General features: G+C 73.3%; 21 protein-coding genes. 6 read left to right on the top strand and 15 right to left on the bottom strand.

Annotation, left to right across the window (positions count from 1 at the left end):
- Positions 1–70 precede the first annotated feature (70 nt).
- Complete coding sequence (gene glnT / locus ACZ4QV_RS22710; protein WP_361152136.1) at positions 71–1,429, top strand: type III glutamate--ammonia ligase; 1,359 nt, start codon at positions 71–73, stop codon at positions 1,427–1,429.
- 65 nt (positions 1,430–1,494) lie between these two features.
- On the opposite strand, the gene asnB is transcribed toward glnT, so the two are convergent.
- From asnB to ACZ4QV_RS22695, 3 genes are all read right to left on the bottom strand, one after another.
- Positions 1,495–3,360, bottom strand: a complete 1,866-nt coding sequence (gene asnB, locus ACZ4QV_RS22705; protein WP_361152138.1) for an asparagine synthase (glutamine-hydrolyzing) — start codon at positions 3,358–3,360, stop codon at positions 1,495–1,497.
- 83 nt (positions 3,361–3,443) lie between these two features.
- Positions 3,444–4,142, bottom strand: a complete 699-nt coding sequence (locus tag ACZ4QV_RS22700) for a thiaminase II/PqqC family protein (protein WP_361881223.1) — start codon at positions 4,140–4,142, stop codon at positions 3,444–3,446.
- Positions 4,143–4,349: 207 nt separating this feature from the next.
- Positions 4,350–5,954 carry an FAD-dependent monooxygenase gene (locus ACZ4QV_RS22695; RefSeq protein WP_361152143.1) on the bottom strand — a complete coding sequence of 535 codons (1,605 nt, stop codon included), beginning with the start codon at positions 5,952–5,954 and terminating at the stop codon, positions 4,350–4,352.
- 249 nt (positions 5,955–6,203) lie between these two features.
- Between ACZ4QV_RS22695 and ACZ4QV_RS22690 the strand changes: the two genes are divergently transcribed.
- The 3 genes from ACZ4QV_RS22690 to ACZ4QV_RS22680 all read left to right on the top strand — a co-directional run bounded on the left by ACZ4QV_RS22690 (position 6,204) and on the right by ACZ4QV_RS22680 (position 9,733).
- Positions 6,204–7,217, top strand: coding sequence for a methyltransferase (locus tag ACZ4QV_RS22690; protein WP_467763332.1), 1,014 nt, complete (start codon positions 6,204–6,206; stop codon positions 7,215–7,217).
- A gap of 184 nt (positions 7,218–7,401) precedes the next feature.
- The gene (locus ACZ4QV_RS22685; RefSeq protein ID WP_467763331.1) at positions 7,402–8,730 is read left to right on the top strand and encodes a lysine N(6)-hydroxylase/L-ornithine N(5)-oxygenase family protein; all 1,329 of its coding nucleotides are present in this window, start codon (positions 7,402–7,404) and stop codon (positions 8,728–8,730) included.
- 250 nt (positions 8,731–8,980) lie between these two features.
- Complete coding sequence (locus ACZ4QV_RS22680) at positions 8,981–9,733, top strand: SDR family NAD(P)-dependent oxidoreductase (protein ID WP_361152151.1); 753 nt, start codon at positions 8,981–8,983, stop codon at positions 9,731–9,733.
- 186 nt (positions 9,734–9,919) lie between these two features.
- On the opposite strand, the gene ACZ4QV_RS22675 is transcribed toward ACZ4QV_RS22680, so the two are convergent.
- Positions 9,920–11,134, bottom strand: coding sequence for an FAD-dependent oxidoreductase (locus ACZ4QV_RS22675; RefSeq protein WP_361152154.1), 1,215 nt, complete (start codon positions 11,132–11,134; stop codon positions 9,920–9,922).
- A 261-nt stretch (positions 11,135–11,395) separates the two neighbouring features.
- Between ACZ4QV_RS22675 and ACZ4QV_RS22670 the strand changes: the two genes are divergently transcribed.
- Positions 11,396–12,250, top strand: coding sequence for an LLM class flavin-dependent oxidoreductase (locus tag ACZ4QV_RS22670; RefSeq protein ID WP_361152156.1), 855 nt, complete (start codon positions 11,396–11,398; stop codon positions 12,248–12,250).
- 96 nt (positions 12,251–12,346) lie between these two features.
- On the opposite strand, the gene ACZ4QV_RS22665 is transcribed toward ACZ4QV_RS22670, so the two are convergent.
- The 11 genes from ACZ4QV_RS22665 to ACZ4QV_RS22615 all read right to left on the bottom strand — a co-directional run bounded on the left by ACZ4QV_RS22665 (position 12,347) and on the right by ACZ4QV_RS22615 (position 20,331).
- A complete protein-coding gene (locus tag ACZ4QV_RS22665; RefSeq protein WP_467763330.1) occupies positions 12,347–13,552 on the bottom strand; it encodes a nucleotide disphospho-sugar-binding domain-containing protein in 1,206 nt (401 codons plus the stop codon).
- A 127-nt stretch (positions 13,553–13,679) separates the two neighbouring features.
- Complete coding sequence (locus ACZ4QV_RS22660; protein ID WP_361640133.1) at positions 13,680–14,543, bottom strand: NAD(P)-dependent oxidoreductase; 864 nt, start codon at positions 14,541–14,543, stop codon at positions 13,680–13,682.
- A 39-nt stretch (positions 14,544–14,582) separates the two neighbouring features.
- Complete coding sequence (locus ACZ4QV_RS22655; protein ID WP_361152164.1) at positions 14,583–14,894, bottom strand: antibiotic biosynthesis monooxygenase family protein; 312 nt, start codon at positions 14,892–14,894, stop codon at positions 14,583–14,585.
- Positions 14,884–15,207, bottom strand: coding sequence for an antibiotic biosynthesis monooxygenase family protein (locus ACZ4QV_RS22650; protein ID WP_361152167.1), 324 nt, complete (start codon positions 15,205–15,207; stop codon positions 14,884–14,886). The genes ACZ4QV_RS22655 and ACZ4QV_RS22650 overlap by 11 nt, the downstream gene beginning before the upstream one ends.
- The gene (locus ACZ4QV_RS22645; RefSeq protein ID WP_361152170.1) at positions 15,207–15,959 is read right to left on the bottom strand and encodes an SDR family NAD(P)-dependent oxidoreductase; all 753 of its coding nucleotides are present in this window, start codon (positions 15,957–15,959) and stop codon (positions 15,207–15,209) included. Before ACZ4QV_RS22645 ends, ACZ4QV_RS22650 begins: the two co-directional genes overlap by 1 nt.
- 74 nt (positions 15,960–16,033) lie before the next feature.
- Entirely contained in the window at positions 16,034–16,489 is a 456-nt protein-coding gene (locus ACZ4QV_RS22640; protein ID WP_361152173.1) for an anthrone oxygenase family protein, read from the bottom strand.
- Between the two features lie 10 nt (positions 16,490–16,499).
- Entirely contained in the window at positions 16,500–16,961 is a 462-nt protein-coding gene (locus ACZ4QV_RS22635) for an SRPBCC family protein (protein ID WP_361152176.1), read from the bottom strand.
- A 29-nt stretch (positions 16,962–16,990) separates the two neighbouring features.
- On the bottom strand, positions 16,991–18,226 hold the full coding sequence (locus ACZ4QV_RS22630) for a ketosynthase chain-length factor (RefSeq protein WP_361152179.1): 1,236 nt from the start codon (positions 18,224–18,226) through the stop codon (positions 16,991–16,993).
- Positions 18,223–19,512: a beta-ketoacyl-[acyl-carrier-protein] synthase family protein gene (locus ACZ4QV_RS22625; protein WP_361589435.1), complete on the bottom strand. Its 1,290-nt coding sequence runs from the start codon at positions 19,510–19,512 to the stop codon at positions 18,223–18,225. The genes ACZ4QV_RS22630 and ACZ4QV_RS22625 overlap by 4 nt, the downstream gene beginning before the upstream one ends.
- Positions 19,509–19,943: a cupin domain-containing protein gene (locus tag ACZ4QV_RS22620; RefSeq protein ID WP_467763329.1), complete on the bottom strand. Its 435-nt coding sequence runs from the start codon at positions 19,941–19,943 to the stop codon at positions 19,509–19,511. Before ACZ4QV_RS22620 ends, ACZ4QV_RS22625 begins: the two co-directional genes overlap by 4 nt.
- A gap of 52 nt (positions 19,944–19,995) precedes the next feature.
- On the bottom strand, positions 19,996–20,331 hold the full coding sequence (locus ACZ4QV_RS22615) for a TcmI family type II polyketide cyclase (protein WP_361152188.1): 336 nt from the start codon (positions 20,329–20,331) through the stop codon (positions 19,996–19,998).
- 175 nt (positions 20,332–20,506) lie between these two features.
- Here ACZ4QV_RS22615 and ACZ4QV_RS22610 point away from each other — a divergent pair, with 175 nt between their 5' ends.
- Positions 20,507–20,905, top strand: coding sequence for a SchA/CurD-like domain-containing protein (locus ACZ4QV_RS22610; RefSeq protein ID WP_361152191.1), 399 nt, complete (start codon positions 20,507–20,509; stop codon positions 20,903–20,905).
- Positions 20,906–20,958: the final 53 nt, after the last annotated feature.

Here is a 20,958-nt window from a genome sequence, read left to right as displayed (position 1 = left end):
AGCCGCTCTCAAGTCCCCCTGTTCACCCTGTCGGGCAGACCACACGTGCACGCTCGAAGGGGAGGACACGATGACGGCGCACACACCACCGGCGAACGGTGCCGAGCTGGCCCGGGCGGTGGCCCGGGACGGGGTGGAGTTCCTGCTGGTCATGTTCGTCAACCTGCGCGGGAAGACCTGTGCCAAGCTGGCGCCCGCGCACACCCTCGACCGGTTGCTCGGCGAGGGGCTGGGCTTCGCCGGGAACGCCGCCGACGGCCTGGGGCAGAGTTCGGCCGATCCGGACGTGGTGGCGATTCCCGACCCCACCTCCTACGTCCGGGTGCCGATCCAGGAGAACCTCGGCATCCTCCAGTGCGACCTGTACGTACGGGGCGAGCCCTGGCCGTACGCGCCCCGCGGCATCCTGCGCAGGCAGCTCGCCCAGCTCGCCGAACAGCGGCTCGAACTGAAGGCGGGCGCCGAGCCCGAGTACTTCCTGGTGCGCCGTACCGAGGACGGCGGCATCCGGGTGGCGGACGAGCTGGACGACACCGCCGGGCCCTGCTACGACGCGCACGCGGCCAGCCGGTCGCTGGACCACCTGACCACGATCAGCCGCGCCGTCGACGCCATGGGCTGGGAGAACTACTCCAACGACCACGAGGACGCCAACGGCCAGTTCGAGCACAACTTCGGCTACGCGGAGGCGCTGCGCACCGCCGACCGCGTCGTGGTCTTCCGCCACCTGGTCCGTCTCGCCGCGCACCGGGCCGGGCTGGTCGCCACCTTCATGCCCAAGCCGTTCGGCGGCCTCACCGGCAGCGGACTGCACCTGCACCTGTCGCTGTGGCAGGACGGCCGCAACGTCTTCGAGGCCCCGGACGACCCGCACGGCCTCGGCCTGTCGCGGCGGGCGTACGGCTTCATCGCCGGCGTGCTGGACCACGCGCCCGGGCTGATGGCGCTGACCTGCCCGACGGTCAACTCCTACAAGCGGCTCGGGGCGGGGGCCGCGACGCTGTCCGGGTCGAGTTGGGCGCCGGGGTACGCCAGTTACGGGGGCAACAACCGCACCCACCTGGTCCGGGTGCCGGACTCGGACCGGATCGAGGTGCGCTGCGTGGACTCCGCCGCCAACCCCTACCTGGCGCTCTCCGGTCTCGCGGCCGCCGGAGCGGACGGCATGGCGCGCGGCGCCGACCCCGGCGGGCCGCTCGACGTGGACCTGGAGGCGACGGGGGCGGGCACCCGGCGGCTGCGTCCGCTGCCGCCCACCCTGCTGCACGCGGCGGAGGCCCTGGCCCAGGACGACGTGCTGCGTGACGGCCTGGGCAAGACGCCGGACGGCTTCTACGCCGACTACTACGCGGACCAGAAGCGCGCCGAGTTCGACGCCTACCACCGTCAGGTGTCCGAGTGGGAGCTGCGCACCTACCTACAGGTCTGAACGGGAAGAACGACCGTCGGGCCGGCCGGAGAAACTCCGGCCGGCCCGACGGCGTACCGCGGCGGTTACAGGTCGAGCGTGATGCCGTAGTGCCGCAGCCAGAAGTCGAACCCGAGGGCCATCTCCAGGTTGGACCGGCTGTGCCACTCGTGGGCGGTGGGGGACTGGTCCGCCACCGCCGCGTGTGCCGCGTCGACGTCCAGCAGCGGCAGCACCGGCGAGTTGGAGTCGGCCAGGACCGCGGCCATCGCGTCGTGCAGCGCGCGCGTGTACGCGGGGTCCTGGGTCACCGGGTACGGGCTCTTCGGGCGCTCCAGCACCGACTTGGGCACCAGGCCCCCGCCGGCGGCGGCACGCAGCAGGCTCTTCTCCCGGCCGTCGAAGGTCTTGAACGACCAGGGCGTGTTGTAGACGTACTCCACGAGCCGGTGGTCGCAGAACGGCACCCGGGTCTCCAGGCTGGAGGCCATGGCCAGCCGGTCACCGCGGTCCAGCAGCATCGGCAGCCAGCGGTTGAGGTGGGAGAAGCACAGCTCCCGCATCCGGTGCTCGTGCGGGTCCTCGTTCTCCTGGTGGGGGGTCAGGGCACGCGTCTGCGCGAAGGCGTCCGCGTAGTAGCCGGGCATGTCCAGCTTGTCCAGCAGCCCGCGGCCGAACAGACCGCGCCCCAGACCGCCGCCGCGGCTGCCTTCCTGGCGCTTCTCCGCCTCGACCCACGGGAAATTGTCGGCCGCCACCAGTTCGCTGTCGTGCAGCCACTTGAAACCGCCGAAGATCTCGTCGGCGGTCTCGCCGGTCAGGGCCACCGTCGAGTGCTCGCGGGTGGCGCGCAGCATCAGGTACAACGAGGTGTCCATGTCGCCGAGCATCGTCGGCATGTCCTGCGCCAGCACCGCCGCCTCGCGGGCCCGGGTGCTGATGAGGTCGGCGGTGCCGAGCACGATGTCGGTGTGGTCGGCGCCGACGTGCCGGGCCAGTTCGGCGGCATACGGGGCGTCCGGGGTGTCGCGCTGGTCGTCCGGGCGGAAGTTCTCGCTGTAGCCGACGAAGGTGGCGGTGATGGTGCGCACCGCCTCGTCGCCCGCCTCCTCGCGGGCCTTGGCGGCCAGGGAGGTGACCACGCTGGAGTCGATGCCGCCGGACAGCGTGGTGCACAGCGGGACATCGGCCACCAGCTCGCGGGTGACGATCTCCTCCAGCAGGGAGCGGATGTGCCCCACCGTCGCGTCGAGGTCGTCCGTGTGCGGGCGGGCCTCCAGGGCCCAGTAGCGGCGCTCGCGGACGCCGGAGCGGCTGACCGTCATGGTGTGGCCCGGCAGCAGCTCCCGCATGTCGCGGAAGACGGCCTGGCCCGGGGTCTTGGCGGTGGAGAACAGCTCCTGAAGTTCCGGTACGCCGACCACCGGCTCGATGTCGGGATGCGCCAGCAGGGCCTTGGGCTCCGAGCCGAAGAGCACGCCGTCCGGCCGGACGCTGTAGAACAGCGGCTTGATGCCCAGCCGGTCGCGGACCAGCAGCAGTTCCTCGGTGCGCAGGTCCCACACCCCGAAGGCGAACATGCCCTCCAGGCGTTCCGCGCAGCCCGCGCCCCACTCCAGGTACGAGCGCAGCACCACCTCGGTGTCGGACCGGGTGCGGAACCGGTGGCCGCGCGACTCCAGCTCCGAGCGGAGCTGCTTGAAGTTGTAGACCTCACCGCTGTACGTGAGGACGGCGAGGGTCCGGCCGTCCTCCTCGGCGGCCATCGGCTGGATGCCGCCGGCCAGGTCGATGATCGAGTTGCGGGTGTGGCCCAGCCCCGCGTGCGGGCCGACCCACACACCGCGGGCGTCGGGGCCCCGGAGGCCGAGTGTGTTGTTCATGGCCTCGACCGTCGCCTTCTCGCGACGGAGATCATGGGCGTAGTCCACCCAACCGGTAATGCCGCACATGTGGAGCTCTCCTCACTGTCGACTGTGTCGTCGGTCGGATCTCGGGATGGCGCCGGCCGCCGGTGCGCTGCCGGTGCGACGGGTCAGAACGGCCAGGCCTCCTGCCGCCAGGCCGCGTCCACGTGGGCCCACTCGAAGTAGGCGGCGTGCCGTGCGGAGGTGACGAGTTCGCGGCGGCCGGCCGGCGCGCTGTCCGCGGCGATCTCCGCCACGGCGCCCAGGAACACGTCCACCAGCTCGCGGTAGGTGTCGCCAGGGTGCCACTCCTCGATCACCGTGGCGTAGCGGGAGCCCGGTACGCACCGGGTCAGCAGCTCGTCGGTGACGAGCAGGAACAGCCAGGCGGCGGGCAGGACGGCGCCGGTCCCGGCGGCCAGTGAACGGGCCGGGGCGGCGCCCAGGAAGGACGTGTAACCGAGCGTGGTGGGCAGCAGCGCGGGAGTGCCGTCCGCGAGCGGCAGCCGGAGGTCCTCGCCCCACCGCCGTACTCGCTCCCGACGCCGTTCGGCGTCCTCGGCGGTGCCGGTGCCCAACCGGCTGAACAGCAGGGCGTGGGGGTGGCCGGCGGCCACCGCGGCACAGCGGGCGTGGGCGGCGGCGTAGGCGGGCAGGACGTGCCAGTGGTCCTGCTGGAGGAAGTGCGCCAGTGCGGCTTCCGGCAGGGTTCCGTCGGCCAGCCCCCGGTAGAAGGGGTGGTCGGTCAGGCGCCGGGCGGTGTCCCGTACGACCCGGGCGAGTTCGGTCCGTACCGGCGGGTGCCGGTCGGTGGTGTCGCGCTCCATGCGGGTGAGCGTGGGGGCAAGGGCTCGAAAACGGATCGGAGACGGCTCGCGGGGCGACCGGCCTTCGTAGGCCGCCGCGCCGCGCGCGAAGGACAGCGCCGCCCCCGGCGGACCGGGGACGGCGCTGTGGCCGGTCAGGAGGCGGCGTACGGCCGGTCGGTACTCCGTCCCGGCCGTTCCGTCCTCCGCGAACGGCCGGGGCCTGCGTCAGTCCTGGCAGGCGGCCCGGGACAGCGCGTCGGCCAGCACTTCCTGCGGGTCTCCTGGCACGCGCTCGGCGCGCCAGGAGACGAAGGCGTCCGGTCGGACCAGGACGGCGCCGCCCGGCCCCACCCCGTACGCCTCGGCCCAGTCGCGGTCGACCGGCCTCAGCTCCGCCCGGTCGCCGACGGACCAGGTGCGCAGCGGGACGCCGAGCTTCCTGGCGACCGGTTCGGCGGCCCGGGCCCATGCCTCGCCCCCGGGGCCGGTGAGCAGCACGTACGAGTCCCAGAACAGGTCGATCGTGGAGATCTCCTCGGTACCGCGCCGCAGCCGCACGTGCGGGGCCCGGGTGCCGGGCTCGCCGGTGAGCCGGAGTTCGGGGCTGAGGACCCGGGCGTCCGGGTCGGCGGCCAGGACGGAGGCGGAGCGGTAGCGGTAGCCCAGGGTGATGATCACGTCGTCCACGAAGCCGGCCCGGTCCGCCTCGGTGGCGTACCCGTGCCGGATCCGGTTGCGCACCAGTGCCTGTTCGGACATCGCGATGCCCAGCGGGCGCCGCTCGGCGTCATAGGTGTCCAGCAGCGCGTCGGTGCCCCAGCCCTTGAGCACCGCGGCCAGCTTCCAGGCCAGGTTGTGGGCGTCGTGGATACCGGTGTTGGCGCCGAACCCGCCGGCCGGCGGGTGGACGTGCGCGGCGTCGCCCGCCAGGAAGACCCGTCCCGCCCGGAACGTCTCCGAGACGAGTTGCGCCCCGCGCCAGGGCACCTTGTCCATGATCTCCACGTCGATGTCCCGGCCTGCCGCCTGCCGTACGATCTCCACGCACCGCTCGTCGGTGAAGTCGTCCGGCGACTCGCCCTTCTCGGGGAAGTACAGCGGCGCGGCCAGCCACGGGTCGCAGCCGTGCAGCCGGGACAGGCCCATCAGCCCGCCTCCCGCGGAGGCGTAGCACAGGATGAACTTGCGGTCCTTCAGCAGGCGTTCCAGTTCCGGGGCGCGGAAGTAGACACTGAGCGCGTTGAACACGGTGCCGCGTCCCTCGCGCCGCACTCCGAGGGCCTCACGGGTACGGCTGCTCGCGCCGTCCGCCCCCACCAGGTAGTCCGCCCGTACGGTGAACTCCTCGCCGGTCGCGTTCTCGCCGACGACGGCGGTCACCCCCTCGGCGTCCTGCTCGAAGGAGATCAGCCTGCAGCCGAAGCGCACGTCGGCGCCGTGCTCCCGGGCCTTGGTGACCAGCACCTTCTCGTAGCGGTCCTGGCCGCAGCCCATCACCCGCTCGGGGCTGACCGTGGGGCCGTCCAGGGACGGCACCTCCAGCACCTCCGCGTCGTCGATCTCCGCGAAGGTGCGCACCTTGATGATGCCGCCCTCGAAGTACGGGTGGGAGTCGCCCATCTCCAGGGCCCGGATGTCCGGGCCCAGCCCGGCCGCCCGGAACAGTTCCATGGTGCGTGCCTGCAGGCCCGGGGCGCGGGGCAGCGTGGAGGTGTCGTCGCGCTTCTCCAGCACCATCGTCCGCAGCCCGTGCCGGCCGCAGAACAGCGCGGTGGCGAGCCCGACCGGGCCCCCACCGACGATGAGCACCGGAATTCTCAGGTCAGACATGCATGTCCCCTCTGCGTGGACTGGGCCGGACCAGGACCGCTTCCGGGCCCTGCCGACAACCGGGAGCCCGCCGGCCGTCCGGCCGCGGGGCGCCCTTCGAGGAGTACTGGCGAGCCCTCAAGTGGTGCTGGAGGACGGCCTTCCGTACGCCCGGCGGATTCTCAAGGGGTGTTCGACCCGCGGCTGCGAAGGTCCCGCCGACCGTGTGGCACCAGGCCACGGTCGGTGCCGGAAGAAGGAGCCTCGCGCATGACGCACACCCTGCCCGATGTCACCACCCCGGCCGGAATCATCCGGCTGGGCAACATGTTCTGCGACGCCAAGGCGCTGCTGACCGCCGTCGAGCTGCGGCTGTTCAGCACGCTCCACGAGAGGGGACCCTCGACGCAGGAGGAGATCCGTACCGCGCTCGGCCTGCACGGCCGGGGGCTCTCCGACTTCCTCGACCTGCTGACCGCGCTGGGCGTGCTGGAGCGCGCCGACGGCCGGTACCGCAACGCGCCGGGCTCGGACGCCTGCCTTGTCCACGGCGCGCCGGGGTACGTCGGCGGGTTCCTGGAGCGCTCCAACCGCAACCTCTACCCGGCCTGGGGCCGGCTCGCGGAAGGGCTGCGCACCGGGAAGCAGCAGTCCGGCAGCGACTTCGGGCAGGTGACCCGGAATCCGACGATCCTGCGGCAGTTCGTCGGCATGATGGACGGGCTGACGAACGTGGTGGGGCCGGAGCTGGCGCAGAAGTACGACTGGTCCGGCCACGGTTCGGTGCTCGACGTGGGCGGCGCCCGCGGCAACCTGTGCTCCCTGATCGTCAAGGCGCACCCGCATCTGGCCGGGCACGTCTTCGACCTGCCCGCGATGGCGCCGCTGTTCGACGAGAAGGTGGCCGAGCACGGCCTCACCGGCCGGGTCGCGTTCACCGGCGGCAGCTTCTTCGAGGACCCGCTCCCGCACGCGGACGTCGTCCTGCTCGGCCACGTGCTGCACGACTGGGGCCGGGAGCAACGGGCCTATCTGGTCGGCAAGGCGTACGAGGCGGTCAACCCGGGCGGCACCCTGCTGATCTACGACCGGATGCTGGAGGACGAGCCGGCCCACATCGAGAACCTCGTCATCAGCCTGGACATGCTGCTGGTCACCGACGGCGGTGAGGAGTACCAGGCCTCCGAGATCACGGCGGTCGCGGAGCAGGCCGGGTTCGTGAGCACCGAGGTCACTCCGCTGAGCGACTACGACACCCTGGTGATCTGCCGCAAGGGTGCCTGAGCGCGCCAGACGGCGTGGCCCGGTGGGCGCGGGGGACGGGGGCGGGGGCGGGGCGGTTCTGTCCTCGCCGACCCGCCCCGCGCTCCGCCCGCTCTCGACCGCCGCCCGATCCGCGCTGCGGACCCTGGACCGTACCGACGACGGCCCGTCGGAAACCTGCGCACCCGTGGCCGGGAGGAGAATGATGAGCGAGCAGCGCCAGCAGCCCGTCGCAGTGCCAGGGAACCGGTCCGGCACCCGGCTGCCCCATCACACGGTGGCCGGCATAGGGGCCGGCCCGGCCAACCTGAGTCTCGCCGCGCTCGGCGAGCGGGAGGTCCCCGGCGGGGTCCGGCTCTACGAACGGCGTTCCTCGGCGGCCTGGCACCCCGGCCAGCTCAGCGAGGGCACCCGCCTGCAGACGTCCTGGCTCAAGGACCTGGTGACCCTGGTCGACCCGACCAACCGGCTGTCGTTCCTGAACTACCTGGTGGCCGGCGGTCGCATGTACTCCTTCATCAACGCCCAGTACGCGGAGATCCCTCGGCTGGAGTTCGCCCGCTACCTCGCCTGGGCGGCCGGTGAACTGGGCACGGTCCGGTACGGCAGCCCTGTGGAGCGCATCGGCCACACCGGGGCCGGGGCCGCCGGGCGGTTCGTGCTGCACGGCCCGGACGGCCCGGTGGCCACCGCGGACCACGTCGTCCTCGGCCTGGGCACCCGCCCACGCGTCCCGGCCTGCTTCGAGGGCCTCGCCGCCGACGGGCTCGTCCTGGCCGAGCGGCTGCACGCCCGGCTGCGCGGCGCCGCCGTACTGCCGTACCAGCCGACCGTGGTCGTCGGCGGCGGGCAGACCGGCGCCGAGTCGGTGCTGGAACTGATCCAGCACGGCTTCCGGGACATCCGGTGGATCGGTCGGCGCAACTGGTTCGCGCCGATGGACGACTCGCCCTCGGCCAACGACTTCTTTCGGCCCACGTACCTGCGATTCTTCCACGGCCTGCCCGCGGAGGTACGGCAGCGGTACGTGGCCGAGCAGCAGCTCACCAGCGACGGCATCTCCCTGAGCACGATCCAGCAGATCTACCAGCTCAACTACGAGATGTACCTGCGCGAGGGGCGCTACCCGGTCATGCTGCTGCCCGGGCGCGACGTGGTGCGGGCCTGCGAACGGGACGGCCAGCTCGTCCTGTGGTGCGAACGGGACTGGGGCGGCCGGGAACGGCACGCGGCGCCCCTGGTGGTGATCGCCACCGGCCGGGAGGCGGCGGACCTGCCGCTCGCCCCCGAACTGCTCGCGCTGATGGAGCTGGACGAGGCGGGCCAGCCCGTGCTGGAGGCCGACTACTCGGTGCGGTGGAAGTACGCCGAGCACAACCGGCTCTACGTGCAGAACCGCAGCCGGACCGGGCACGGCATCGCCGACCCCAACCTCAGTTTGCTGGCGGTACGGGCCGCCACGATCCTCAACTCCGTACTGGACCGGGAGGCGTACGTGATCCGGGACGAGCACGTCAGCACGGCCTGGCTCTGAGCGGGCGGGCCCGGCGTCGAACGGTGCCACGGGCCGCCCCGCGCCCCTGTGCACAATCTCTTGACAATCTAGCTACTCGTCCGCCAAGCTAACTGGGCCGGGGTGCCCGCGAGACCTCGAACCGGGCTGCGCGGCGCGTCGCATGACCAGGCGTCATGTCCGATGGGCGACCATGCGCGCCTGGCTCCCGCTGTACAGCCATGGCAGCGCACCACGTCGGCACGACCGTATTCAGGCAGAGAGGCGAACGATGGATCTGGGCTTGCAGGACAAGCGGGTGCTGGTGACCGGCGCGACGCGCGGCATCGGCAGGGCCGCCGCGAAGGCCTTCGCCGCCGAGGGCGCCCGGGTGATCGTCACGTATCACACCGGCGAAGCCGCCGCGAAGGCCGTGGTGGAGGAGCTGGGCGGCGCCGAGCGCGCCCACGCCGTCCGCCTGGACCTCGGCGACCCGGGGTCCGTGACCGCCGGCGTCCGGGCCGCCGAGGACCGCTGGGGCGGCATCGACGTGGTCGTCGCCAACGCCCAGACGTGGGTGTGGGTCGACCCCGACCAGCAGCCGCCGCTGGAGGACCTGCCGACCGACGAGTGGTTCGGCAAGATGCGTGCCAACGTCGAGGGGCACATCCTCACCGTCCGGCAGGCGCTGCGCGGCATGCGCGAGCGTGGCTGGGGGCGGGTCGTGCTGCTCTCCTCGGTCACCGCGACCGCGGGGATGCCGGGCTCCGAGATCTACAGCGCCGCCAAGTCGGCGCTGCACGGCTTCGCCCGCGGCCTGATGTGGAACCACGACGGCATCCTCGTCAACGTGGTGGCCCCCGGCGGCACGATCACTGAACAGCTCGCCGGCGTGGACCCGGCGGTCATCGAGAAGAGCGCCAAGGAGACCCCCAGCGGGCGGCTGACCACCGCGGAGGAGGTCGCGCGCCTCATCGTGTTCCTGGGCTCGGACGGCAACGGCAACGTCAACGGCGAGGTCGTCCACACCGCCGGCGGACGCTGACCCGCGCCGTCGGCCCACCAGGCTGCCCCGGACTTTCCCCCGGCCGGGGCAGCCTGGCGAACCGACGGCGCACCGCCGCGGCCGGGGCGGTGGCCTACGGGCCAGGGCTCCCGCACGCGGCCTCCCGCACGGGAGGGCTCAGGGCCGGGCGACCGGCCCCGGGCCCTCGCGTCACCTCCCCGTCGTTCACCCGTCGACGTCCACCTTCTTGATCGACCAGCGCGCGATGCGCAGCGACATCTCCACGCCCTCGGTCGCGTACTCCACCATGGCCTTCTGATAGGCCGCCACCGCGTCCGCGAGGCCGCGCTCGCCCCGGTCCACCGCGGTCAGCGCCTCGGTCAGCGCCGCGGCGTCCCGTACCGCGGTGTTGGCACCGACCCCGCCCGAAGGCGGCATCGTGTGCACCGCGTCCCCCAGCGGGACGACCGGGCCGGCCTCCCAGGGCACCACGGGCGTGTGCGCCCGCAGGGCCACGCCGAAGGTGAGCTCCGGCCGGGCGTGCCGGAAGACGCCGCGCAGCCCCGGGTGCCAGGCCGCGGTCCGGGCGGCCGCGAAGCGGCACAGGCCGGGCCCGTCCAGGGCGAAGAACTCCGCGTCCGGCATCCCCAGGTCCGCCCGGTGCACGTTCAGCACCGCCATGTAGTAGTCCCCGGTGTCCGGCAGCGTAAGCCCCGGGTACAGCCGGGCCGCCGTCCCGCGTACCCCGTCCCGGAACGACATCGGCATCAGCCCGAGATGGCTGCCGTCCGTGCCGATCACATAGCTGAAACGGTCCCGCAGCGACTCCGGCAGCCCCGCGCGCACCGCGTCCGCGCGCGTGATGCGCGAGAACACCGTCCGTACGCCCAGGTCGGCGGGCCGGCGGTCGGGCCGGAACTGCGCCCGCACCTGCGAGTTGGCCCCGTCCGCCGCCACCAGGACGTCCCCCTCGGCGCTGCTGCCGTCGGCGAAATGGGCCCGCACCCCGCCGCCCGGCAGCCGTTCGCAGCGCGTGAAGGTCCTGCCGTACCGGACCACCGGCTCCAGCCCGGCCAGCAGGATCCGGCGGAGCACGTCCCGGTCCACCGCGTCGATCTTGTCGGGCCGCTCGCCCCGCGGATCGTCGAAGCTGGGCGTCCACTGGGGGGCGAGGTGTTCGTCGTACGCGTCGAGGCCGTTCTCGCCACGCCGGTGCGCGGTGGCCACGAGCAGTTCGCGCAACGGCGGCGGCAGGCAGGCGCGCAGCGACGCCTCGCCCTCCGGGCTGATCCGCAGCCGGTACCCCTGGCGCCGTTCGTCCGGGCCGCCGTCCCGTTCGAAGACCGTGACGTCCACCCCGGCGCCGCGCAGGCCCTGCGCGAGGCACAGACCGCCGACGCCCCCTCCGATCACCAGGACCCGCATTCCGTTCCGGCCCATTGGCACGCTCCTCTCGCACGGTGTGTCGGCCCACTGTGCGGACGACGGCTCGGAAATCCCTGGAAAGTCCGTCCACCGGAACTGGACGCGCCTTTGAGACGACGCCTGCAAGGTGGCCGCACGCCCGGGCTCCACCGGACCCGGCCGGGCCCGCGGCCGGTACGCCGGGGCCCGTGGTCTCCGCGGACGGCGGACTGCGCCGACACCCCGCCCCCGCCCGGCACACCGTGCCCCACCGCACACACAAGGAGCTGATCAGGTATGGAATTCGGGTTGGGCCTGCCGACGACGGTCCCGGACAAGGACGGCCCCGCACTGGCCTCCTGGGCCCGCCGGGCCGAGGACGCCGGATTCGCCAGTCTCGGCGTGATCGACCGGCTCGTCTACGACAACTACGAACCGCTGACGGCCCTGGCCGCCGCGGCCGCGGTGACCGAACGCGTACGTCTGACGACCGGCATCCTCATCGCCCCCTACCGCACCCAGACGGCGCTGCTGGCCAAGCAGGCGGCCACCGTCTCGGCGCTGTCCGGCAGCCGGCTGGTGCTGGGCGTCGCCGCGGGCGGCCGTGAGGACGACTTCCAGGCCGTGGACGCCACCTACCACGACCGCGGACGCCGGCTGGACGCCCAGCTCGCCGAGTTGCGCGACATCTGGCAGGGCAAGGGCGAGGTGTCCGGTATCGGCCCCGAACTGAGCACCGGGCAGCCGCAGCTGCTGGTCGGCGGCCACTCGCCGGCGGCGATGCGGCGCGCCGCCCGCCTCGGCGACGGCTGGTTCTGCGGCGGCAGCTCCGCGTCGGCGTACGGCGACCTGGTCGCACGGGCCCGCGAGGCGTGGAAGGCGGAGGGCCGCGCCGGCCGGCCGCGGTTGGTGTCGCTCGCCTACGCGGCGCTCGGCCCCGGCGCGCGCGAGCTGGCCCAGGCGTACCTCGGCGACTACTACGCCTTCGCGGGCCCCTTCGCTCAGCGCATCGCCTCCATGGCCGTCACCGACCGGCAGGAACTGGTGGACCTCGCCCAGAGCTACGCGGACCTCGGCTGCGACGAACTGATCCTGATGCCGTGCTCCGCCGACCCGCGGCACCTGGAGTCCCTGGCAGAAGCCGTGCTGTGAGCCGGCGCGAGGGCCGCCCACCGTCGAACCGGTGGGCGGCCCTCGTCGTGTGCGGCGCCGCCGGGGCCCAGTGGGCTCCCGGCGCCCGGGTGCCCCTCAGCGGCTCCCCGCCGCGCGTACCGGCAGCATGCCTGACAGTTCCGCCGCGACCTGCGCCGGCGTCGGGTGGGCGAGCATGGCGGCGCTCATGCGGCGCGCGGCGGCCGGCGCCGCATCGTCGTCCAGCAGCTCGTACGCCTCCGCGCGAAGGCGTTCGGCGGTGGCCTCGTCACGGGTGAGCGCCCGGCCCGCCCCTACGGCCGCCACCCGCCCGGCGTGGCCCTTGTGGTCCGGCAACTGCGGGACCAGAAGCAGCGGCACGCCCGCCCGCAACGAGGTGAGCACCGTGCCGGCCCCGCCGTGGGCCACCACCAGGTCCGCCGAGGGCACCAGCGCGTGCAGGGGTACGTCCGTCACCACGCGTACCCCCGCCGACCCGTCGAGCAGCTCCGGGCCGAGCAGGTCCCGCTGCCGGGCCGACACCGCGAGCACCACCTCGACACCAGGGCCCGCCAGCGCCGCGGCCGCCTGGCCGCCGAGGAAGAGCCGGCCGTCGAGACGGGCCATGGTGTGCCCCCAGGTCACCAGTGCCCGGCGCACCCCCGGCGGCGTGTCCGGCAGCGGCGGCCGGGGGACCTCGCCACACCCGTTGTACGGCACGTACCGCACTGCCATCCGCCGGTACGTCACGGGGAGTTGGAGGGCGTCCGGGCACGGGTCGACGGTCAGCGTGCCGAGTGCGTCGAAGTCCTCGATGCCGTACCGCTCCAGGAACGGCGCCACCGTCTGCGGCAGCAGCGCGCGGGCGCGCGCCAGCAGGTCCGTGCCGTACAGCACCCGGACCGCGGGCACCCCGGCCGCCGCGGCGGCGACCGGGCCTGCCAGCGCGGTCGGTTCGTACACCACCAGGTCCGCGCGCCAGTCGCGGGCCAGCTCCACCAGGTCGTCGGTCATCGACGCGACGAGTGCCGCGACCATCCGCAGGGCGCGCGGAGCGTTGTTGCCCGGCAGGGGCTCTCCGCCGGAGGGCGGGGCCGACGGGCCGACGGCCGCGGACGGCAGTACGTAGCCCCGCACCAGGCCGGCCGCGTCGGTGTCCGTACCGACCACCGCGCCCGGCAGCCCGGTGCGGTCCGTCTCCGGCTTCAGCGCGGGCGGCCCGGCGACCAGCACCTCGTGCCCGGCGGCCCGGAAGGCCGAGGCCAGCGGCACGAGGGCGTACAGGTGCGAGGGCCAGGCCCAGGACGTGAACAGTACGCGCATGACTTTACGTTGTCCCTTCGTGACGATGTGGACCCGCTCAGCCGGGAGAGAGGGCCGGAAACGGCCCGCCGCGTACGGCCCGGCGGCCTCCGCAGGGGGAGACACCGGGCCGTACACGGCGGGCCGGCTACGCGGAATGGTCGACGATGACGGAGGCGTCCTTGGCGCCGTCGCCCGCGGCGACCACGGACGCGAACCGCTCCCGCACGGCGTCCAGCACCGGCAGCCCGAGCCCGCTCTCGCTGGCGGCCCGGGTGGCGATGCCGATGTCCTTCTCCATCAGGTCGGCGCGGAAGAACGCCGGCTCGTACGAGCCGCGCAGCATCAGGTCCGCGCGGAACCGCATGACCAGGGAACTGAACCCGGACTCCGCGATGGTGGAGATGACCCGCTCCCGGTCCAGGCCGGCCGCGACCCCGTAGGAGACCGCCTCGGCCATCGACGCGACCTGGGCGCCGAGCAGCAGATTGAGCACGATCTTGAGACTGGTCGCGGTGCCCGGCGCCCCGATGTGCACCACCTGGGAGCCGAGCGTGTCCAGCACCGGCCGCACCTCGGCCAGGTCCGCCTCGGCCCCGGACACGAAGACCCGCAGCTCGCCCCGGCGGGCCTGCGGCGGATTGCCCACCACGCACGCCTCGACGCGCCGCAGGCCCTGGTCCGCCAGCCTCCCGGCCGCCTCCCGGGCGAAGCCGGGCGAGACGGTCGAGGTGTCGACGACGAGCGCCCCGGGCTCCAGGACCGGTACGACCCGGCCGAACAGCACCTCCTCGACGGCCTGTTCGTCACTGAGACTCAGCAGGACGACCCGCTGCCCCGCGGCGGCGGCCCCGGGGGAGCCGGCACCCCGCGCCCCGGCCCGCAGCAGCGGTTCGGCCTTGCCGGCCGTCCGGTTGTACACGGTCAGCCCGTACCCGCTCTCCAGCAGCCGGTACGCCATCCCGCCGCCCATGGCACCGAGGCCGATGAACGCCAGTTGCCGGTGGTCCATGTGCACTCCTCTCCTTCGACACGGCGGCGCGCGCGTACCTCAGTACGCGGCGTCGACCTCGTACACGGCGAACGGGGCGGCGGTCCTGGTGTCGCGGAACGGGCGCAGCGGAGCGGTGTCCTGGCGGTGGTCCGCGCCCTTCTCCCACTCCAGGAAGGCGGCCATGGACTCCCAGCGGCTCATCACCGCGAGCGCGGTGGGGTCCGTTGGATCGCGCAGCAGCTCGTTGCCCAGCAGCCCCGGCACCTTCGCCATCCGCTCGCTGACCCGGTGATAGGCGGCCCGGACCGCGTCGAGCTGCGCCTCGTCGTACGCGGCCTGGTAGACGATGACCCGAGCCTCACCGGGCACGGCCCGCCACCGCCCGGCCCTCGACGTGCTCCACCATCTCCATGGGGTGGAAGGATCCGCTGCGGCGGAACGGGTGGAGCTTGGCCCGGTGCTCCAGATGCGCGGGGCTGTCCTCGAACTCCCGGAACCGCGCCTCGTCCAGCCAGTCGCTGACGATGTAGTAGGTGCCGTCCTCGGTGGTGGCCCGGGCGAGCGACTGGCCGAGATTGGCCGGATGCCCGGTCACCGCGTCGCTGCCCTCGCGCCACACCCGCTCGAAGTCGCCCTCGCGGCCCGGCTCGATCTCCATCCGGAGCATCACACGGAAGGTCATCAGGAGATCCCCCCGTCGACACCGATGACGTTGCCGGTCACGTAGCGGGACAGGTCGCTGGCGAGCCAGAGCACCGCGCCCGCGACCTCCTCGGGTTTGCCGAGCCGGCCCAGGGCGGTCTTCCCGCCGTAGCGCTGGGTCATGAGGGTGCGCTGCTCCTCGGGCAGCGCGTGGAAGTTCTCGGTCTCGATGACCCCGCAGGCGACCACGTTGAACCGGATGCCCTTGGGCCCGAACTCCCGCGCCAGCGAGCGGTTCAGCCCCACGACGGCGGCCTTGGTGGCGGTGTAGTGGGCGCGCAGCGGTACGCCCGCGTCGACGGCCCGGGAGCCGATGCTGACGACGGAGGAGCCCTCGCCGAGCAGCGGCAGCGCGTGCTGGACGACGAGGTGGGTGCCGGTGATGTTGGTGCGGAGGATGCGTTCCCACTCCTCCAGCGGCAGGTCGGCGTAGGGGACGTGGCTGATGGCGCCGGCGTTGTTGACGAGCAGGTCGAGGGTGCCGTACCGCTCCTCGGCCTGTCGCAGCAGCTCGGCCACGTCGGACGGCCGGGTCAGGTCGGCCCGTACGACGTGGTGGTCGCCGCCGATCGCCTTCAGCTCGGCCTCCAGGGAGCCGACGAAGTCGCTGTCGGAGCGGTAGCAGGTGACGACGTCGACGCCGGCCCGGGCCAGGGCGAGGACGATGCCCCGGCCGATGCCCCGGGTGCCGCCGGTGACCAGCGCTTTCTTTCCGCGCAGTGCGAGTTCCATGATTCCTCCGTAGGGGACGGGACGGGACGAAGCGGAGAGGGTGAAGGGCGTAGGGGGTGGGGGACGGGCGGGGGTCAGAGGAGCACGCCCAGACCGGCGCAGTTCGCCAGGAGGGCGGCGATGGCGAGCAGGCTGCGCCGGCGGTTCCAGGCCCCCCAACTGCGGCGCGGGTCGGCGAAGTCGGCCGGCAGGCGGTCCGGGTCCAGGGTGCGCATCCACCGGTTGACCGGGGCGTTGCGCGCGACCGAGATGACGGCCGTCGCCACGGCCAGCACGGCGGCCACCGCGAACGCCGCCCGCGCGGCAGGCTCCGGTGCCAGGAACGCCAGCGCCGTGTCGCAGCCGACCGTGCCGACGAGACAGAGCGGCATCGCCGGGTCGTAACGGGTGCCGAAGAACGCGTGGGCGTGCACGTACCGGTCGACGGGCAGGGAGGCCAGATAGGGGAAACCGCCGAGCTGGGTGCCGAACAGCACGCCGGCCGCCAGCCCGTTGAGCAGCAACGTCAGCGGAGCGAAGAGGGCCAGCACGTGGGGCCCCTCAGCGGACGAGGGCGCGCGCGGCGGCCTCGACCTTCTCCTTGATCAGGGCCATCTGCACCGTGGTGTTGCGGTTGAGGCGTTCGGTCATCTGCTCGTCGGTGACCGGGGCCGCGTCCTTCATGTGGAAGTCCTGCACCCAGCGCATCCGCACGCCGCCGGGCTCCTGGACGTACTCCCAGTAGATCTTCATGTACGCGAACGGGCCGGTCTCCACCCGCTCGGCCCGCACGGTCCGGCTCGCGGCGTCCGACGTCCGCCGGGACACCCAGCTCCAGACCTGGCCGTTCTCGTCCGGGTGCATCGTCAGGCGGAACAGCACGGTGTCGCCGTCCCGCTCCAGCACCTCGGCGGCAGCGTACTCGCTGAACAGTCCGGGCCACCGGGGCACGTCGTTGGTCATCCGCCACACCAGGTCCATAGGGGCGTCGATGACGATCTCGTTGTCGGTGTGTCCGCTCATGGTGCGTGCTCCTCACGTCGTCGTGCTGGTCAGCGGCCCAGTACCAGGGCCGAGGTGAACCCCCCGTGACCGCGCGCCAGGACCAGGGCCCGCCGCAGCGGCGCTTCCCGTGGCGCTCCGGTCACCAGGTCTATCTCCAGTCCCGGTGCGGGGCGCCGGGTGCCGACGGTGGGCGGGACGACCCCGTCGCGCAGCGCCAGCAGAGCCGTCGCCACGTCGAGCGGCGCGCCGCCGCCGTAGAGCCGGCCGGTCAGCGTCTTGGGCGCCGTGACCGGTACCGCCGACGGCCCGAAGACGTCGGCGACGGCCCCGGCCTCGGCGCGGTCGTCGGCGGGCACCCCGGCCGCGTCGGCGAACACCACGTCGATGTCGCGCGGGGTGAGCCGGGCGGCGCGCAGGGCCTGCTCGACGACCCGGCGCAGCGCCCGGGGACGTCCCGAGCCGGCCGGCGGGTCGAATCCGGCGGCGTGGCCGAGCACCCGCCCGTACTCCGTCCCGGCCGCCCCGCGCGCCTCGGCGGCCTCGGCGCTCTCCAGGACCAGGACGGCGCCGCCCTCGCCGGGCACGTAGCCGCACGCCTCGGCGTCGAACGGCAGGTAGGCCCGCTCCGGATCGGTGACCGTGGACAGCTTCCCGGTGGAGAGCTGCGCGGTCAGGCCGTACGGGCACAGCGAGGCGTCCGTGCCGCCGGTGAGCACCAGCCGAGCGCCCCGGCCGGTCAGCCGCCGGGCCTGGGCGATGGCGTCGAGGCCGCCGGCCTGTTCGCAGGCGAGGACGCCGCAGGGACCGCGCATCCCGTGACGGATGGAGAGCTGGCCGGTGGTGGCCGCGTAGAACCAGGCGATCGACTGGTAGGCGCCGACCCAGGACGGGTCGTGCCGGTAGAGCGCCGTCATCTCCCGCTGCCCGAACTCCGTGCCGCCCGAGGACGAGGATGTCACCACGGCCATCTCGTACTCGGGCAGCATGGCCGGGTCGACGCCCGCGTCCCCGAGCGCTTCCTCGGCGGCGGCGAGCGCCAGGTGCGTCCAGTGGTCGGTCTGGGAGATCAGCCGGCCGGGCCGTACGGCGGACCGCGCGTCGAAGGCCGGTACCTGGCCGGCCAGGCGTACGGGGTAACCGGACACGTCGAAGCGGGTGGTCCGGCCGATCGCCGATGTGCCGGCCAGGGTCGCCGCCCAGTGGTCCTTGACGCCGAGGCCCGTCGGGGCGACGACGCCGATACCGGTGATCACCGGGGCCCGGGCGGGTCGGGTGACGGTCATATGTCGGTCCTTCCGGCCGCGGCGGCCGCGGTGCCCGGACGCGCCAGCAGCAGCGCGGTCTGGAAACCGCCGAAGCCGCTGCCGACGCTCAGCACCACGTCCATCGCGTGCTTGCGCGCGGTGAGCGGCACGTAGTCCAAGTCGCACTGCGGGTCCGCGTGATGCAGGTTGGCCGTAGGCGGTACGACCTGCCGTTCGAGGGCGAGCGCACAGGCGGCCACCTCGATCGAGCCGATCGCGCCCAGCGAATGGCCCACCATGGACTTGATGGAACTCACCGGGATGTCGTGGGCGTGCGCCCCCAGGCTGCGCTTGAACGCCGCCGTCTCGTGCCGGTCGTTCTGCTTGGTGCCCGACCCGTGCGCGTTGACGTAGTCCACGGCGCCGGGGTCGAGCCGGGCCTGCTCCAGGGCGACCGTGATGGCCTCCGCCATCTCCCGCCCGTCGGGCTTGAGTCCGGTCATGTGATAGGCGTTGCTGCGGCTCGCGAAGCCGGCGATCTCACCGTAGATGCGGGCGCCCCGCCGCTCGGCGGCCGTCCGCTCCTCCAGTACCAGTACGGCCGCCCCCTCGGCGAGCACGAAGCCGTCCCGGTCCCGGTCGAAGGGGCGGGAGGCGTGCTCGGGGTCGGCGTTGTTCGGTGTCGTCGCCTTGATCGCGTCGAAGCACGCCGAGGTGATGGGGGACAGCGGGGCGTCGGTGGCGCCGGCCACCGCCACGTCCGCGCTGCCCTCCTCGATCAACTGGACCGCGTGCGCCACGGAGTCCAGCCCGGAGGTGCAGCCGGTCGAGACCAGGGCGACCGGCCCCTCGGCACCGACCTCCCAGGCGACCTCGGCGGCCAGAGTGCTGGGCACCATGTAGCCGTAGAGGTGCGGTACGCCGTACTCGTGGTCGACCAGCCACTTCCGGCCGCGGTCGCTGAGCACGACGTACTCCTCCTCCAGCCCCATGGTGCAGCCCACCGCGCTGCCGATGCTCACCGCGAGCCGCTCGGGCGGCAGCGCCGCGAAGTCCAGTCCGCTGTCCTGGACCGCCTCGCGGGCGGAGACCACGGCGAACTGGGCGGCGCGGTCCATCCGGCGCACCTGGCGCGGTTCCAGGCCCGCGGCGGCCGGGTCGAAGTCGACCTCGGCGGCGACCTGCGAGCGGAAGGCGGCCGGGTCGAACAGGGTGATGCGGCGGGTGGCGGTGCGCCCTTCGGACAGCAGGTCCCAGAACGCCTCCCGGCCCACCCCGCCCGGCACCACGGCGCCGATACCGGTGATGACGGCCCGTCGTCTCACGACGCCCCGCTCACGTCCGGGTTGGCCTCCTCGGGGCGTTGGGCCTCCTCGGTGTCCACGTGCCCGAGCTCCGGCCGTGGCGCCAGCGGCGACAGATGGAAGGCGCACCGCGCCGGGCTCTGGCCGGTGTTGACCAGCCGGTGCCGTACCCCGATGGGCACCAGCAGCGAGTCGCCGGCGGTGAGCCCGATCGGTTCGCCGTCCAGCGTCATCGTCAGGCGGCCCTCGACGACGTGCAGGAACTCCTCGGAGTACGGGTGGTAGTGCTCGGTGACGAAGTCACCGGGTTCCAGGGTCAGCATGCCGCCGAAGCCCGAGGTGCAGCCGACGGTGCGGGGGCTGAGGGTGACGCGGAGGTCGCCGCCGCGCTTGGTGTTGGGCGCGACCTCGCCCGCTGAGACCTTGACGGTCCGGGTGATGGCGGTGGTCATGGGTGTTTCCTCCCGGCGGGGGCGGTGGGGCGGGTCCGGTGGCGTCCGGGGGTCACCTGACCCGCCCCTCGTCCTTCGTCCAGATGTAGAAGGGGTCGGCCATCGCGTCCTTGGGCTCCTTCCAGTCCGGGTCGTAGGGCTCGACGCACTCGGCCAGCCGCGTGTTGATGTCCTCGTAGAGCGGGTGGCTGCGGGCCCGGTACAGGTTGGGCGTGATGTCCTGGTCGGCCTCGACGAGGTGGAAGTAGAGCCCGTGGAACCGGAAGAGGGTGCGACGCGAGACGCCGACCAGATGCGGCAGGTCGGTGGCGTCGGACTCGCCGAAGATCCGGGCGATGTCCTCGGTCTTGTCGGGCTTGAGGCGGGCGACGATCAGGGTGCGGTGCACGGCGTACCTCCCGGAATGTGCCACGGACAGCGTCGGTCGGGACCGTCGCACCGGCGTCTGGAGGGCCGCTCAAGGACGTGTCCAGCCCGCCCGCCGCTGCTGTACGGCCCCTTGAGCTGCCCGCGAGCCGGCTCGGATGCACTGGGAGCCCGTCCGAGCCACCAGGAGCCGCCCCATGCCCTTCGCAGCGATCACGTACGACGTCAAGCCCGGTCACGAGAAGGAACTGACCGAGATCTTCGGGAACTTCACGCGGGTACGCGGCAGTAGCGTCACCGACGCGCAGGGCCGCGCGGCCGGCACCATCCTGGCCACCGCCGTCTTCCTGCGCGACGACACCCTGGTCCGCGTCATCGAGTACACCGGCGACCTCGACGCCGTCGCCCGGCACATGGCGGGCCAGCCCGGGGTGCGTGAGGTGGAGCGCAAGCTCAAGCCGTACCTGAGCCGTCCCCGGGACACCGACACGACGGAGGGGTTCGTGGCCACGTTCCGGCGCAGCCTCCTGACCACCGTCGCCGAGATCTCCGTACGCGACCGGGAGTCCTCCGGGCAGGGGGCGCCGCGCACGTGAGCCCCGCGGTCCGCCGCGCGCCCATGCCTTTGGCCCTTCCGCACCTGGCGCGC

Source organism: Streptomyces sp. NPDC026394, from assembly GCF_055567735.1.
Note: the sequence above shows the minus strand (reverse complement) of the source record. Positions and strands in the feature narration are given on the sequence as shown.

Coding starts and splice junctions, on each gene's coding strand:
- glnT (WP_361152136.1), top strand. CDS start 71: ATGACGGCGCACACACCACCGGCGAACGGTGCCGAGCTGGCCCGGGCG.
- asnB (WP_361152138.1), bottom strand. CDS start 3,360: ATGTGCGGCATTACCGGTTGGGTGGACTACGCCCATGATCTCCGTCGC.
- ACZ4QV_RS22700 (WP_361881223.1), bottom strand. CDS start 4,142: ATGGAGCGCGACACCACCGACCGGCACCCGCCGGTACGGACCGAACTC.
- ACZ4QV_RS22695 (WP_361152143.1), bottom strand. CDS start 5,954: ATGTCTGACCTGAGAATTCCGGTGCTCATCGTCGGTGGGGGCCCGGTC.
- ACZ4QV_RS22690 (WP_467763332.1), top strand. CDS start 6,204: ATGACGCACACCCTGCCCGATGTCACCACCCCGGCCGGAATCATCCGG.
- ACZ4QV_RS22685 (WP_467763331.1), top strand. CDS start 7,402: ATGAGCGAGCAGCGCCAGCAGCCCGTCGCAGTGCCAGGGAACCGGTCC.
- ACZ4QV_RS22680 (WP_361152151.1), top strand. CDS start 8,981: ATGGATCTGGGCTTGCAGGACAAGCGGGTGCTGGTGACCGGCGCGACG.
- ACZ4QV_RS22675 (WP_361152154.1), bottom strand. CDS start 11,134: ATGGGCCGGAACGGAATGCGGGTCCTGGTGATCGGAGGGGGCGTCGGC.
- ACZ4QV_RS22670 (WP_361152156.1), top strand. CDS start 11,396: ATGGAATTCGGGTTGGGCCTGCCGACGACGGTCCCGGACAAGGACGGC.
- ACZ4QV_RS22665 (WP_467763330.1), bottom strand. CDS start 13,552: ATGCGCGTACTGTTCACGTCCTGGGCCTGGCCCTCGCACCTGTACGCC.
- ACZ4QV_RS22660 (WP_361640133.1), bottom strand. CDS start 14,543: ATGGACCACCGGCAACTGGCGTTCATCGGCCTCGGTGCCATGGGCGGC.
- ACZ4QV_RS22650 (WP_361152167.1), bottom strand. CDS start 15,207: ATGACCTTCCGTGTGATGCTCCGGATGGAGATCGAGCCGGGCCGCGAG.
- ACZ4QV_RS22645 (WP_361152170.1), bottom strand. CDS start 15,959: ATGGAACTCGCACTGCGCGGAAAGAAAGCGCTGGTCACCGGCGGCACC.
- ACZ4QV_RS22635 (WP_361152176.1), bottom strand. CDS start 16,961: ATGAGCGGACACACCGACAACGAGATCGTCATCGACGCCCCTATGGAC.
- ACZ4QV_RS22630 (WP_361152179.1), bottom strand. CDS start 18,226: ATGACCGTCACCCGACCCGCCCGGGCCCCGGTGATCACCGGTATCGGC.
- ACZ4QV_RS22620 (WP_467763329.1), bottom strand. CDS start 19,943: ATGACCACCGCCATCACCCGGACCGTCAAGGTCTCAGCGGGCGAGGTC.
- ACZ4QV_RS22610 (WP_361152191.1), top strand. CDS start 20,507: ATGCCCTTCGCAGCGATCACGTACGACGTCAAGCCCGGTCACGAGAAG.